Source organism: Hafnia sp. HMSC23F03 (genome assembly GCF_001816025.1).
GTDB classification, from domain to species: Bacteria; Pseudomonadota; Gammaproteobacteria; order Enterobacterales; family Enterobacteriaceae; genus Hafnia; species Hafnia paralvei.
The window spans coordinates 190,778-204,791 of record NZ_KV824230.1; the positions used below are offsets into that span (position 1 = coordinate 190,778).

Sequence of the window (14,014 nt, forward strand, 5' to 3'; positions counted from 1 at the left end):
GTTAATGTAAGAGGTAGATACGGGACTACTTCAGCTTATCCACCAAAGTGATAGCCTCGCCGATATAGTTGGCTGGCGTCATCGCTTTCAGACGAGTTTTTTCTTCATCAGGCAGTGCTAAACCATCGATAAAGGCCTGCATTCCTGCAGCATCAACGCGTTTACCACGGGTTAGCTCTTTCAGCTTCTCATAAGGTTTTTCAATACCATAACGGCGCATCACGGTTTGAATCGGCTCAGCTAAAACTTCCCAGTTATGATCTAGTTCATCCAATAGATGATCGCGGTTCACTTCCAGTTTGCTGATCCCTTTTAACGTCGACTGATAGGCAATCAGTGCATAGCCCAAGCCAACGCCCAGATTACGCAAAACGGTGGAGTCTGTAAGGTCACGCTGCCAACGAGAAACCGGCAGCTTAGAGGCAAGGTGACCTAATACCGCATTTGACAGACCCAGATTACCTTCGGAGTTTTCGAAGTCGATTGGGTTAACCTTGTGTGGCATGGTCGACGAACCAATTTCGCCAGCGATAGTTTTCTGCTTGAAGTGGCTGAGCGCGATATAGCCCCAAATGTCACGATCGAAGTCGAGCAGAATGGTGTTGAATCGTGCTACGCAGTCGAACAGTTCAGCAATGTAATCATGCGGTTCAATCTGAGTGGTGTACGGATTCCATTGAATGCCCAGTGAAGTGACAAACTCTTCACTGAACTGATGCCAGTTGACTTCAGGATAGGCAACGAGGTGCGCATTATAGTTGCCGACGGCACCGTTAATTTTGCCGAGAATGTCTACTTTTTCTAACTGGCGGAACTGGCGCTCCATACGGTATGCCACGTTGGCAAACTCTTTACCGACGGTGGACGGCGTTGCTGGCTGACCATGGGTGCGAGACAGTAGAGGAATATCGCGATACTCCTGCGCTAGACCGGCGATGGCGTCGATAATTTTGCGCCACTGCGGCTTGATGACTTCTTCGCGGGCGGTGTTCAGCATCAGCGCATGAGACAGGTTGTTAATGTCTTCAGAAGTGCAAGCAAAGTGGATGAATTCAGATACCGCATGCAGCGCAGGCACTTCGGCAACTTTCTCTTTCAAAAAGTATTCGACGGCTTTGACGTCATGGTTGGTGGTGCGTTCGATGGTTTTAATGCGCTGAGCATCTTGCTCGCTGAATTCGGCAACGATTTTATCAAGGTAAGCGTTTGCGTCGGCGTCAAAAGACGGAACTTCGCGAATTTCTGCACAGGCTGCCAATTTTTGCAGCCAGCGTACTTCTACCTGCACACGGAACTTCAGCAGACCATATTCACTGAAAATCGGACGTAGCGCGGTGACTTTATCGCCATAGCGGCCGTCAATCGGTGACACTGCGGTCAGAGAGGATAATTCCATCGGTAGCAACTCCTGAGGGATTGAGGTGGATAATCAAATCGATAAAACGTCCGGCGGAATACCACCGGAACTAGCAATGCGTAAGTAAATTTTGTGCCATCTGGAACAGGCGATTACGTGAAAACATCAGCTGTAAACGGCCACCGCCGACCTGTTGCCACAGAATACCTGAACGGATCCCCGCCAGCAGCGCAGCGCGAACTTTGGCTTGAATCAGCGGATTTTGCAGGATGGTTGGTGACCCTGTGACCTGAATGCGTGGTCCTAAAGGGCTAACGACATCCACATAGATCGAAGCCAGCGCGCTGACAATGGTTTCTGACTCGAGATCAAAGTGGGCGAGCTGACGGTCTAAAACGCTGATGCGTTCAGATAGTGTTTGCATAGCGCTATTGTTGGCAAACAGCTTGCGTTCCAACACCATCAGACTTAGGCAATAGCGGGTCAGTTCTGCGCCAGGTCCCTGACGATTCGCATTCAACACGTTCAGCAGCGTTTCAAGACCCAGCTTGAGGTCGCGCTCGTGATCGCCAAATACGGCGAGCGTGGAAGGCGGGTTAGTTTGAAGAATACTGTTTAGCGACGTTCTCATTGCGGTGTTATCGCATTGACCTTCATGTGCCAGCTGTTGAACCAGACGAGCTGATTGACAGATACCAGCTAATGCCAAGGTGATGTCGTAGTAATTCTTCGCCACGGAGACTCCTGTATGCGCGGGCAAGGACAAAATTAACACGAGTCTGAAAACCCGTGTATAAATTTAAGGGCAGATCATGCCACAAAGCAGGGCTTAAACACAGAGGCAATCCACACCAGTGTGGTCATTTGGCTTGGTTCTGCTCAACGTAGAGATGTGTTGGCAAGTTTTTACCCCAAAACAACCTTATTTTTACCGCTATGCTTTGCCTGATACAGCGCGTTATCGGCTCGATTGAGTGTTTCTTCTACTGTTGACGTTTTGCCATCATAGAGACTGATCCCAAAGGATGCCGTGACATGTATTTTGGGGCCATGCGATAAGAAAAATTTTCGGTTGCTGATGGATAATCGAATACGTTCACAAATCTGGAAAGCACGATTCAAATCGTCGTGGTGGATAATAATCGCAAACTCTTCACCACCAAAGCGGGCAATAAAGTCGCTTGAACGAGTGATGAGGTTCATCAGTTCAGCCACCTCAACCAACACCTGATCGCCAGCCAAGTGGCCATAGGTATCGTTCACCAATTTGAAATTATCGATGTCGATCATCACTAAGCAGCAAGGGGTACGGGATTTGGACAGTGCCTGTAACTGTAACTCCAAGGACTGTCGATTGTGCACTTTTGTCATGGCGTCACGTAAAGATTCGGCGCGTACTTTAAAAAACGCATCCACGCTGCGACGCTTGATTGATAGGGTTTGGTAGCATACCAGCAGACAAAGGAACGAGACGGCTTGATAAACCAGAATATCGATGACGTTGCCTTGCGTATGTAAAAACGGCAAGACAACCACGATGCGATAAAGGGTTATAAGGATAATTGTCTTGAGATAGGTGCGGAAAGTATTGCGTTTCCACACGCGGGCGAGCAGCAGCGGAATCAGCATGACCGCCAGCAGAAGATTATCTAAGACGAAACCGCCGGTCGTGGCGAAGTTCACAAACCATGCAGTGATGCCCGCAATGCCGCCACCAAAGAAGGTGACCAGCAGCATAGGTACGATCTCAAAGCTGTAATACACTTCGGACGTAAAATACATCTTGCTGCGTGTCAGATAGAGTGAAATCAATCCCGCCACCAGACCGAATAAAATCCTGCGGCTTAATGACGACGTCGCGCTTAATGCATTCTGTTTGCTTAGCACAAAATAGGTCACAGACAGCGAAGCATAAGTGACACAGGCGTTTATATAGAGAACATCAAGCGACTGTAGCGGATTCATCGTTTATCTCTGATTAGTATTAGTCAGAATATTCTCAGTCTAGCACGTGAGTTTCAACCGCAATTTTAGAAAGGATACGTGGATAAATGTCTGAATTCTGTCAATAAGCAAACAGGAGAGCGTATTTTGCTCTCCTGTTCGTGGGGGTAGGCTGAATTTTAGTCGATGATGCGCTGTTCGATCACGCCGCCGCCAAGGCACACTTCGTCAATATAGAATACGGCAGATTGTCCCGGCGTGACGGCCGCAACCGGTTCGTCGAAGCGAACTTCAATGCGTTCGTCATCAATAGGGGTGACGGTACAGGCAATGTCTGGCTGGCGATAACGCGTTTTCACCACACAGCGGAATGGCTCGGTCACGGTTTTACGATCGACCCAGTGCAATTGCTGAGCAATCAAACCTTTAGAATAGAGACTTGGATGATCGTGGCCTTGTGCGACCAGCAGAACATTATTTTCCAGATCTTTTTCCACTACGTACCATGGATCTTCGCCGCCATCTTTGGTACCACCGATACCTAATCCTTTGCGTTGACCCAGCGTGTGATACATCAGCCCCTGATGTTGGCCGATCTCGTCACCGTCGACGGTCATGATTTTGCCCGGCTGCGCAGGTAAATAGCGGCCAAGGAAATCACGGAACTTGCGTTCACCGATGAAGCAAATTCCGGTGGAGTCTTTTTTCTTCGCCGTAGCTAGGTCCAGTTGTTCAGCAATTTTGCGGACTTCTGGCTTTTCCAATTCACCCACAGGGAACAGGCTTTGCGCCACCTGCTCATGGCTCAGGGTATAAAGGAAATAACTTTGGTCTTTGTTGGTATCAACGCCACGCAGTAATTGTGTCGTGCCATCGATATCGCGACGGCGAACATAGTGGCCAGTAGCGATATAGTCTGCACCTAAATCCTCGGCGGCAAACTCAAGAAATGCTTTGAATTTGATCTCTTTGTTGCACAGGATGTCTGGATTTGGCGTGCGACCCGCTTTGTACTCAGCCAAAAACAGTTCAAAGACATTATCCCAGTATTCGGCTGCAAAGTTGACGGTATGCAGCTCGATACCCAGCTTGTCACATACCGCTTGAGCATCCGCTAAATCGGTTGCCGCAGAGCAGTATTCTTCGTTGTCGTCTTCTTCCCAGTTCTTCATGAACAGGCCAGCAACCTGATATCCCTGTTGTTGTAATAGATAGGCGGATACGGAGGAATCAACGCCGCCGGACATCCCGACGATCACTTTTTTCTGGCTGTTATCTGACATGAGACTCTCACAGTCTGAGTGGAACACAAATTTAAGGGGCGGATTTTAGCACGAAAGCAGGGCATGGAAAAAGCGCCGCGCCATATTTTCTAGACGACTGGTCTAACGGCGTGGCCTTGTGAGATTGGGCATCCTTGCCTGTCAGCATTATTACAGCTGAATACTGCCGCTAAACAGTACTTTGCCGGTCGGTTGGCCGGTAGGTGAACCGCCGCGTGGCTCTAGGCTAATCGCCAGCAAGCTGCCGTTAACGATCGGTTTGCCTAAAGCGGACACCGCACTCAGCGCTGAGTTGCTGATAATACCCAGTGAAATAGGTTTGCCGCCTTGGGGAATTGCCCAAAGTTCTAAACTGCGATTGCTTGGAATATTCAGGCCGCGTGGCGGCAGCAAGGTCAATGCGTGGCTATTTGGATTGAAACTCACCAACCAACGCATACCGTTGTCTTGAGCGGCAAGCACCGCGACTTCGGCGGGTGGGGTAGATGGTTTCACTAGGGTTCTCGGCAGCAACACCAGCAAGAGGCACGCAGCGGCTAACGCAGTAACGCCAATCCAACCGTGGCGTTTCAGCCAGTGCGATTTAATTCTAGTGACGTTGTCACTTTCAATATCTAATCGTTTACTGATATTTTGCCAAACATGTTCAGGTGGCTGGATCGGGCGGTACAGTTCATCCAATGGCGCTAGACCATTTTGCCAACGCAGTACGCGTATTTGCAGCTCAGGATCTTGCGCTAGCCATTGTTCAAAGCGTGTGCGTGCTGAACCGCGCAGGGTGCCAATCACATATTCCCCAGAGAGGTGTTCCAGATGTTCGCTACGTGGAATCATAGTCCTAAGCATCCTTTTAGCTGTTCTAGCCCTCGCCGTATCCAGCTTTTAATCGTGCCTAACGGTTGGCGGAGAAATTCGGAGACTTCAGCATGCGACATGCCCTGATAGTAGGCTAAAACCACCGTCTGCTGCTGGTCGGAAGGTAATCCCGATAGGCACTGTTTCAATCGCAGATTCTGTACGCCGTCATGGATATGTTGCAGCGGATCGTCGTTAACAAATGTGCTGCTTACCAGTGTATCTAACTCGTCGTCACTGGTAATTTCATAGCGGGCACTGACGGTTCTCAGGCCGTCAATGGCACGGTTGCGCACGATATGTGTGAGCCATGTCTGCGGGCTACTTAGCCCAGGCTGATAGCTAGCGGCTTTGTGCCAAATGGTGATAAAGCTTTCTTGCAGAATATCCTGCGCCCAAGCCGAGTTTTTTAGGATGTGCAGGGCAACAGAATAAAGCCGTGGCGACGTCTGACGATAGAGGTCTTCAAAGGCCGCTCGATTCCCTCGAGCAGCCTCCTGAATGAGTCGTGTAAGATTCTCAATATCGTCACTATTCATGGTCAAACCTTGCGCATAAGAGCCTGCTGCAAAGTATAGACTCAAGTTTCTGCGTGACGGTTTTATTTAGGCAGAAGCACCTTATCAATCACGTCAATCACCCCGTTCTTCTGCTGAACATCGTAAGTGCTGATATTCGCAACTCCACCATTGGCATCTTTGATATGGATATTGTGAGGGCCGTTTTGCATTAACCAAATTTCCTGACCGTTCACCGTTTTTAACATCGTTTGGCCGTGGCCTGCGTGGATCTTTTTCTCAAGTGCTTTCATATCCAGTGCGCCGGGGACGACGTGATAAGTAAGTATCGCAACCAGTTTGGCTTTATTCTCAGGTTTCAGCAGCGTATCGACGGTACCCGCAGGCAGCGCGGCAAAGGCGGCGTTGGTTGGCGCAAATACGGTGAATGGACCTTTTCCTTGCAGCGTATCAACTAAACCAGCGGCTTTGACTGCGGCGACTAACGTTGTGTGATCTTTGGAATTCAGCGCATTTTCAATGATATTTTTTTGCGGGTACATGGCTGCGCCGCCAACCATCGTGGTTCCTCCCGACATCATGGAGGCTTCAGTCATGCTTTGTGCCAATGCCGATGCGCCACATACCAGCAGGGAAGTGCAGAGTAGAGTACGGGTAAACATTTTCATGATGTGTTCCTTATGAGTAGGATAAAAGTCAGGCTCTGTGCCTCACATACTCATATACGGATGAGATATTGGATTGGATGCAAGAAAACGAAACTATTTTTAAAATAGTTTTGCCAACGCTGACGACGGGAAGGAGAACTCGGTGGCATTATTGGCGGTTGTGGACAACAACACACCGAGTTTAGCAGGGAGAGACTAGATCGCCGTGACGGGCGGTTTAGATTGCCAGCCAAAAGTCGCTAGAATTTCCAGCGGATAGCGCTCTGGACGCTGATAACGCAAAATGCTTTCGCGCACCAGCGGCGAGCGTAGCCGATCGCTATGAATAATTTCATCAGCGGTGAGCCATAGGCAACGATCGATATCGTCGTCTTGCGGCTGAGTCTCGGGCTGCTCTGGTAAATCGATGGCAAAGGTAAAACGCAAAAACGGCGTGTTATCGGGAGCCACCCACTGATACATTTGCAGTAGGTGCTGAGGTTGAGCACGAACTCCCGTTTCCTCCCACAATTCACGTACGGCTGCCTCTAGCAGTGTTTCATCAGCTTCCAGATGACCGGCTGGCTGATTCCACGTTGGCTTGCCGTGGACGGTTTCTTCCACAATCAAAAAACGATCTTGCGATTGCACCACGCAGGCGACGGTAACGTGTGGTTTTAGCATATTGCTCCTTTAATCCTCAGTGTCATCAAGTAAGTCTGGCCAGGTGATTTTTCCGCTCTGCTTATTAATATCAATATAAGCCATGGCAGGCGATGTTTCTGGATCGCCTGCGCCGCGGCATTGTGCAGACTGATGATCTTCGTGCACAATGATCTGAATGTTTTTTTCGTCGTTCCAGCTTCCATAGAAAGTACATTGATAGTCGTTACGCAATGCCAGCGTGATTATCCGAGAGGCTTTATCCGTCGATAAAGGGTTGATATCGTCGCGATAACTATCGCCGCTGTTGAGTGGCTGCAGGCGCGATTTTTTCAGCCAACCTCGTACGATGCGATGATCGGCGGTGTAATAAACGGATTCGACAAAATCATCGTCGGATTGCTCCTGTGTGGCAATCGTGTCGCCCTCAACTAAGAAAACGGCATTGCTGCGGCACTGTTCATTTGGCCTTGAGTAGAACCACGCCCGCTCGCTTCCCTGTATTTGGTAATGATTGTCCGACGCGGGAGCCGTACTTTTCCGCGTCGGCATCGCGCCATTCGCCCACTTCTGGCATGCAGGGGGCACAGGCAATGGATTTGCTAGCGGTGCTAAGCCTGCGGCGGTGATCCAGCCAGTGGCAAATACGCCTTTGGTATCACGATAGCGGACATAGTAAAACGGTCGCTTTGATGCGTCATCGATGCCTCCCGATTCGGTATACCGTACTGAGTCCCTGAGTATTTCTACCGTATTGCCGTGCACTAAAAATGCAGGAAGTTGGCAGCCAGAAGCGGGGGCAGAGTAAAAGTGTAGCCGAGTATCGTTTGTTTTCACCTGAGCAGAGTCATAGCGGTAGCTCGCTTCTCCGGCGGCCATTCCGGCGATAGCGTCACAATCCGTTTGGGCAAAACAGAGTGACGATATGCCACATAACACTATTGCAACGAGAGTGCGTTGATACATATTTTCATCTTCCTTGATAAACCCGAAGGCCAAAATAACCCGCGGTATAATGGAGAACGTTAATCAGCCGCCGCCGCATGGCGCGACAATTATTTTGTCACGCATAGTACACTACTACGCTGGCATCTCCCGCCATTCTCCGTTAGCCAGATTGTCCAGCGTGTAGTCACCCATCGAATACCGGATTAGGCGTAATGTAGGGAAACCGATGTGTGCGGTCATTCGGCGCACTTGTCGGTTCCTTCCTTCGAACAGTATAACTTTTAGCCATGCAGTAGGAATTGATTTCCGTTCACGGATGGGGGGATTACGTGGCCATAGCCATTCCGGCTCAGCAACGATTTCTATACCGGCGGGCAGCGTCATGCCGTCTTTCAGTTCAAGTCCTTGACGGAACTGTGCCAAAGCAGCGTCGTCTGGTACGCCTTCGACCTGAACATAATAGACTTTCCCTGTTTTCTGACCTGGCTGGGTGAGTTGGGCTTGCAACTTACCATCGTTGGTTAACACCAATAGGCCTTCGCTGTCGCGATCGAGTCGACCTGCGGCATATACATCAGTTAAAGGGATAAAGTCCTTCAATGTGGAGCGTCCAGCCTCATCGGTGAACTGTGGTAAAACATCAAAAGGCTTATTGAATATAACCACCTTTCGCGGCCCTCGAGGGCGCTTAACCGCCGCAGCAGGACGAGTGCTGAATCGGTTAACTTTGTGATTTCTAACAGGGAATTTTGACATAGTATTCATCATGACGAATGGTAGAAACATTATAACTGAAATCGTATTCCGATTGGCTACGGACAATATTTCAAGTAATATTGACAGGTATCTTACATTGCATTAACAAAAGGCGGCATTTTTTAAAATTTACGCCTTAGCTAAATCAAGCAGTTACCGTACAAAAAACAATAGACTCAGGTTTATGGGTAGCGAACTTTACTAAGTACTTGCGCTGAAGGAGAGGTTAATGGAAAGCAAAGTTGTTGTTCCGGCTGAAGGTAAGAAAATTACGGTTGATGCTCAGGGGAAACTGGTTGTTCCGCATAACCCGGTGATTCCGTTCATTGAAGGTGACGGTATCGGTGTTGACGTTACTCCGGCGATGATCAAAGTGGTCGACGCAGCCGTTAACAAAGCCTACAAAGGCGAACGCAAAATCTCTTGGATGGAAATCTACACCGGCGAGAAATCGACTCAGGTTTACGGCAAAGACGTATGGTTACCAGAAGAAACGCTGGATCTGATTCGTGATTACCGTGTAGCGATCAAAGGCCCTCTAACGACTCCTGTTGGCGGCGGTATTCGCTCTCTTAACGTGGCATTGCGCCAGCAGCTCGATCTGTACATCTGTCTGCGCCCAGTGCGCTACTATCAGGGCACTCCAAGCCCAGTTAAGCAGCCAGAGCTGACCGACATGGTCATCTTCCGTGAAAACTCGGAAGACATCTATGCTGGCATCGAATGGAAGGCTGACAGCGCCGAAGCCGATAAAGTGATCAAGTTCCTGCGTGATGAAATGGGCGTGAAAAAAATTCGCTTCCCAGAACACTGCGGCATCGGCATTAAACCTTGCTCTGAAGAGGGCACTAAGCGTCTGGTTCGAGCGGCAATCGAGTATGCGATTACCAACGACCGTGATTCTCTGACGCTGGTTCACAAAGGCAACATCATGAAGTTCACCGAAGGCGCATTTAAAGACTGGGGATACCAGTTGGCGCGTGAAGAATTCGGCGGTGAGCTGATCGATGGCGGCCCATGGGTAAAAATCAAGAACCCGAAAACAGGCAAAGACATCATTGTTAAAGACGTCATTGCTGATGCGTTCCTGCAACAGATCCTGCTACGCCCAGCGGAGTACGACGTTATCGCGTGTATGAACCTGAACGGCGACTATATCTCTGATGCGTTAGCGGCACAGGTGGGTGGTATCGGTATCGCACCAGGGGCAAACATCGGTGACGAATGTGCGTTGTTCGAAGCGACCCACGGTACGGCGCCTAAGTATGCGGGCCAGGATAAAGTGAATCCAGGCTCAATCATCCTGTCTGCAGAGATGATGTTACGCCACATGGAATGGTTCGAAGCGGCTGACCTGATTGTTAAAGGCATGGAAGGCGCGATCGCAGCCAAGACCGTGACCTATGACTTCGAACGTCAGTTAGAAGGCGCTAAACTGCTGAAATGTTCAGAGTTTGGTGACGCGATTATTAAGCACATGTAATTGGGTAACTTCTCAATATGCCAACGGGAGCCTAGTGCTCCCGTTTTTTTACTCAATTTGGATCGGGTACCAAATAAAGAAGATTAATTGAGCGCTAAATTATCACTTGTGCTTTATTATATAGCCTGCGTGGAAAACCTCACCTTGCCCATGAAGTCATTCTTAGTTAAAGTTATTACTAAGCGTCGAATATATTGAGTATTGCGCGGACGTTATTGATACAAGAATAAGATGATGGAGCTAAAATGAGGTATGTGTTTGCACTTATGCTGGGCATGGGATTATCAGGTTGTACTGCAAATGATTGGGTAGATGCTGCCAGCGGGATAATGCAAGCTACAGATAAACAAGAACAGGATGCAAGAAATAAACGTATAAAGGCTGCTAATAAAGCAGCGGGTTACTAGTATTTAAGCAATTAATTTATTCCTCTTCTCATTCTATACAGAGAGAAGGGGAGTGATATTCTAAATAGGAAAAATGCGAACAGTAAAAATATAATAATTTCATTTTTAATCTATCTTAACGTTCAAAGCATATACCTCTGTTCCCAATTTCGTAGCCGATACATTTCCCCGTAACCATACTGACATATACGTGAAAAGAATTGGTTGTGACGGTATCTAACCAGTCCAGTTTGGTTAAGTCTATGTCACTGGTATAAATGACATAGCAAGGATCACCCCTTATCATTTGGCTTTCAATAAAAATATTACTTTCACTCCAGCCGAGCTTTTTTTTTCGGGTACTGTAATCTTTCGCGATGTCGATAGCACGCTGTGGTGTAATCACTGAGTCACTCCATAATACACATTGTAGCCATACCAGAAACTGTGATGGAGCTTAACAATATACCGGTTGCTTGGTACCTTAACAGGACGATAGAACGCTCATAATGGTTATTCAATGGAAACCTTACCCCATTTACAACAGATTTTGAAGAAAGACCATTTTTTTCATTAAAGCAACCGTTTCACAAAATGCTTCTACTGCTGAGCAAAAAGCCATAGAGTTAATGCGGCATTAGGCCAACACACTGTGCCAGTGACTACTTAAAATATTTGTCCAGCGGGTCGTGATGTCTGTATTTTCTGTAGAAAAATAACCAGCAGAAAAAGCCGAGAACAGCACCTAATCCGGCGAATTTTAGGAAAAGAATTTTACGGAAACTCAGCAGGTCTGCAAATGAGTATGAACCTTTCCATATATCAATAATGCTGCCAGTTATCACCAGATCTGTAAAAAGAGCCATCAATGGCAGGGCGATGGCATATGCAGCCACGAGGTAGAAAAGAGACGCTAGTCTGAGTTTGGTATCTATATGCATTGTTTCCCTCCTTGCTATGTCAACTGGAGGATAGCACAGTCAATCAAATGACTTTGGGTTGAGCTAAGTCATCAGGAGTAAATCAGACATACTCCTTACTTCTCAGGGTAGGAAATGCGGTATCCACTGCCAACACTGAGAATGTTAGCAAACCCAGCTCGACCTAAGTGCATGCCTGCGATTAACATTTTTTCCCTCACCGCTTGTTCCAGAATTTTTTTTCGTGTTTCTTCGGCCAGAGCAGGATCGACATCAAATAAAATGGAAACGTCCGGTTGTGCCGACTGAATATGAGGGTAATGGATAATGTCCCCCCATATTAATAAGCATTTATCGCCCGAATCAATGCGAAACCCGGTATGCCCAGGTGTGTGGCCCGGTAACCATATTGGGAGAATGTCTTCTGCTATTTTATCCTCGTTAAAAAAACTCACGTTCGGCGCATAAGCGTTTAGCATTTGGCGAACCAGGTTAAAATTACGCTGCCCGCGCTCATTTGCCATTTTTAGCTTTTTATCATCCCACCAGTGCTCCGCTTCGAGAGGATGTAGGATGACTTCAGCGTGTTTATAGACTGGTCGTTTTTCATCATCCAGCAGGCCGCCAATATGATCTGGATGACAGTGTGTTAATAAGACTGTGTCCACGTCGTCAGGGCTGACTCCGACAGCGGCAAGGTTTGTTTTGAGCCGTCCTCCGATATTGTTCAAATTACCAGCGCCAGTATCAACCAAGATGGTTCTCCCGCGACCACGGATGAGGTAGCAGTTTATATGGATATTGCCGGGCTCAGCGATTCCGGCATTGTGTTGAATAACTTCGCCATCAGCTTTTTCAATGCCTGACAGCAAATCGAGACTGGCCGACATATTGCCGTCGCTCAGTGCGGTGACTTGAAAATCACCAATCTGGCAGAATGGGAAGGTTAGACGGTTCATCAATGCCTCAGCGTTAGTTTCGTGCGTATATTTGGGGGGGGCAGGAGATCCAAAGCAGCGACTAAGGGTCATTAGCCCCGAAGCATGTTGAGTAGCAAAATCTCGTTCACGCATAGATCTCCGCACGAGTAATGGCAGGAAATAAATAAACCTGCTTAATGACTTTTCATCATCCTACAAACAGCTTTTTAGGCAGTAAATCGATAATATGTCATGGATTAGTGATATTAACTCAATGAGCGCACATTATATGCACAACGCAAGGAACCATTTTTATGCGCAGAAAAATACCCAGCAGTACTTCCCTGCAGGCTTTTGATGCCGCTGCAAGGCACGGTAATTTTGCCCGGGCTGCAGAGGAGCTCTCGCTAACAGAAGGAGCAATTAGCCGTCAGATTGCGCGTCTTGAAACATTGTTGAACTGTAAATTGTTTGATCGTACGGGAAGCCGCGTAAAACTTAATCCCATAGGCGTACGCTATGCTCATCACGTCCGTGAAACTCTCGAACGACTAGAGAGGGATACTCAGTGCATAATCGGAATGCCTGAGGGCGGTAAGAGTCTGGATATTGCCGTCCTGCCGACGTTTTCCAGTCGATGGCTTATTCCACGCTTGAGCGGCTTTAAATCTTTGTTCCCATATATAACATTAAATATTGCGGCCAGAACTGATCCTTTCATTTTGTCTGAAAGTGGCTTTGACGCCGTAGTTCATTTTGATCATCCTGCATGGGCAGGCATGCGTGTGCAATTCCTGTTTCAGGAAAAGCTGGTGCCGGTGTGCCATCCAGCACTATTAACGGATATGGACGTCAATGAACAGTTAAACAAACTACCGCGGATTCACCGTCGACAGAATCCGGATGCATGGCACCACTATGCCCGAGAAAGTGAGATAACCCTCGATAATCCGGCGCAGGGTGTTCGGTATGATCTTCATGAAATGGCAATAGCTGCCGTAATGTCAGGACAAGGCGTAGCATTAGTGCCGCATATGTATATCGAAAATGAATTGAGTAACGGCGTGCTTGTTTCGCCTTGGCCTGCATCAGAAAGCCTGAGCAAAAAATTCTGTTTAGTTAAACCGCCCGAGACTGGAATAAATGAAACGGCATTAGAGGATTTTGAGCGTTGGTTGCTTGCTGAAATAAATACTCATACAACAGCACTCATCTGAAACCCTTAACTTCAACATATGATGTAGCGTCCGTTCTTTGCTCAGAGCAGTCACTGACCGTTACCGCAGACCGCTTTGTGCTAGAAGCGGACATCTCTCACCTTGATGCATATACTA

15 protein-coding genes are annotated in these 14,014 nt (G+C 48.0%); 3 read left to right on the forward strand and 12 right to left on the reverse strand.

Features of this window, described 5'->3' with window-relative positions; all coding sequences use genetic code 11:
- Positions 1 to 25: 25 nt before the first annotated feature.
- The 10 genes from purB to rluE all read right to left on the reverse strand — a co-directional run bounded on the left by purB (position 26) and on the right by rluE (position 8,971).
- Positions 26 to 1,396: an adenylosuccinate lyase gene (gene purB / locus HMPREF3091_RS12030; protein ID WP_004090115.1), complete on the reverse strand. Its 1,371-nt coding sequence runs from the start codon at positions 1,394 to 1,396 to the stop codon at positions 26 to 28.
- 70 nt (positions 1,397 to 1,466) lie between these two features.
- On the reverse strand, positions 1,467 to 2,093 hold the full coding sequence (hflD, locus tag HMPREF3091_RS12035; RefSeq protein ID WP_070716090.1) for a high frequency lysogenization protein HflD: 627 nt from the start codon (positions 2,091 to 2,093) through the stop codon (positions 1,467 to 1,469).
- 170 nt (positions 2,094 to 2,263) lie between these two features.
- Positions 2,264 to 3,322, reverse strand: a complete 1,059-nt coding sequence (locus tag HMPREF3091_RS12040) for a GGDEF domain-containing protein (protein WP_004090109.1) — start codon at positions 3,320 to 3,322, stop codon at positions 2,264 to 2,266.
- 158 nt (positions 3,323 to 3,480) lie between these two features.
- On the reverse strand, positions 3,481 to 4,584 hold the full coding sequence (gene mnmA, locus HMPREF3091_RS12045; RefSeq protein ID WP_004090107.1) for a tRNA 2-thiouridine(34) synthase MnmA: 1,104 nt from the start codon (positions 4,582 to 4,584) through the stop codon (positions 3,481 to 3,483).
- 150 nt (positions 4,585 to 4,734) lie between these two features.
- Positions 4,735 to 5,418 carry an anti-sigma factor gene (locus HMPREF3091_RS12050; protein WP_070716092.1) on the reverse strand — a complete coding sequence of 228 codons (684 nt, stop codon included), beginning with the start codon at positions 5,416 to 5,418 and terminating at the stop codon, positions 4,735 to 4,737.
- A complete protein-coding gene (locus HMPREF3091_RS12055) occupies positions 5,415 to 5,978 on the reverse strand; it encodes an RNA polymerase sigma factor (RefSeq protein WP_070716093.1) in 564 nt (187 codons plus the stop codon). The genes HMPREF3091_RS12050 and HMPREF3091_RS12055 overlap by 4 nt, the downstream gene beginning before the upstream one ends.
- A gap of 62 nt (positions 5,979 to 6,040) precedes the next feature.
- On the reverse strand, positions 6,041 to 6,625 hold the full coding sequence (locus HMPREF3091_RS12060; protein WP_070716095.1) for a fasciclin domain-containing protein: 585 nt from the start codon (positions 6,623 to 6,625) through the stop codon (positions 6,041 to 6,043).
- Positions 6,626 to 6,820: 195 nt separating this feature from the next.
- Positions 6,821 to 7,288: an NUDIX hydrolase gene (locus HMPREF3091_RS12065; RefSeq protein ID WP_004090099.1), complete on the reverse strand. Its 468-nt coding sequence runs from the start codon at positions 7,286 to 7,288 to the stop codon at positions 6,821 to 6,823.
- Positions 7,289 to 7,297: 9 nt separating this feature from the next.
- Positions 7,298 to 8,233 carry a hypothetical protein gene (locus tag HMPREF3091_RS12070; RefSeq protein WP_070716096.1) on the reverse strand — a complete coding sequence of 312 codons (936 nt, stop codon included), beginning with the start codon at positions 8,231 to 8,233 and terminating at the stop codon, positions 7,298 to 7,300.
- Between the two features lie 114 nt (positions 8,234 to 8,347).
- Positions 8,348 to 8,971, reverse strand: coding sequence for a 23S rRNA pseudouridine(2457) synthase RluE (rluE, locus tag HMPREF3091_RS12075; RefSeq protein WP_035502463.1), 624 nt, complete (start codon positions 8,969 to 8,971; stop codon positions 8,348 to 8,350).
- Between the two features lie 229 nt (positions 8,972 to 9,200).
- Here rluE and icd point away from each other — a divergent pair, with 229 nt between their 5' ends.
- Positions 9,201 to 10,454 carry an NADP-dependent isocitrate dehydrogenase gene (icd, locus tag HMPREF3091_RS12080; protein WP_004090093.1) on the forward strand — a complete coding sequence of 418 codons (1,254 nt, stop codon included), beginning with the start codon at positions 9,201 to 9,203 and terminating at the stop codon, positions 10,452 to 10,454.
- Between the two features lie 245 nt (positions 10,455 to 10,699).
- The gene (locus HMPREF3091_RS22655) at positions 10,700 to 10,861 is read left to right on the forward strand and encodes a hypothetical protein (RefSeq protein WP_004090092.1); all 162 of its coding nucleotides are present in this window, start codon (positions 10,700 to 10,702) and stop codon (positions 10,859 to 10,861) included.
- A 641-nt stretch (positions 10,862 to 11,502) separates the two neighbouring features.
- Here HMPREF3091_RS22655 and HMPREF3091_RS12090 read toward each other — a convergent pair.
- Both HMPREF3091_RS12090 and HMPREF3091_RS12095 read right to left on the reverse strand, forming a co-directional pair.
- Positions 11,503 to 11,781, reverse strand: a complete 279-nt coding sequence (locus tag HMPREF3091_RS12090; protein WP_070716099.1) for a hypothetical protein — start codon at positions 11,779 to 11,781, stop codon at positions 11,503 to 11,505.
- 95 nt (positions 11,782 to 11,876) lie between these two features.
- Positions 11,877 to 12,719 (reverse strand): MBL fold metallo-hydrolase, encoded by an 843-nt coding sequence (locus tag HMPREF3091_RS12095; RefSeq protein WP_070716210.1) that lies wholly within the window; start codon positions 12,717 to 12,719, stop codon positions 11,877 to 11,879.
- Positions 12,720 to 12,994: 275 nt separating this feature from the next.
- Between HMPREF3091_RS12095 and HMPREF3091_RS12100 the strand changes: the two genes are divergently transcribed.
- Complete coding sequence (locus tag HMPREF3091_RS12100) at positions 12,995 to 13,897, forward strand: LysR substrate-binding domain-containing protein (RefSeq protein ID WP_070716101.1); 903 nt, start codon at positions 12,995 to 12,997, stop codon at positions 13,895 to 13,897.
- Positions 13,898 to 14,014: the final 117 nt, after the last annotated feature.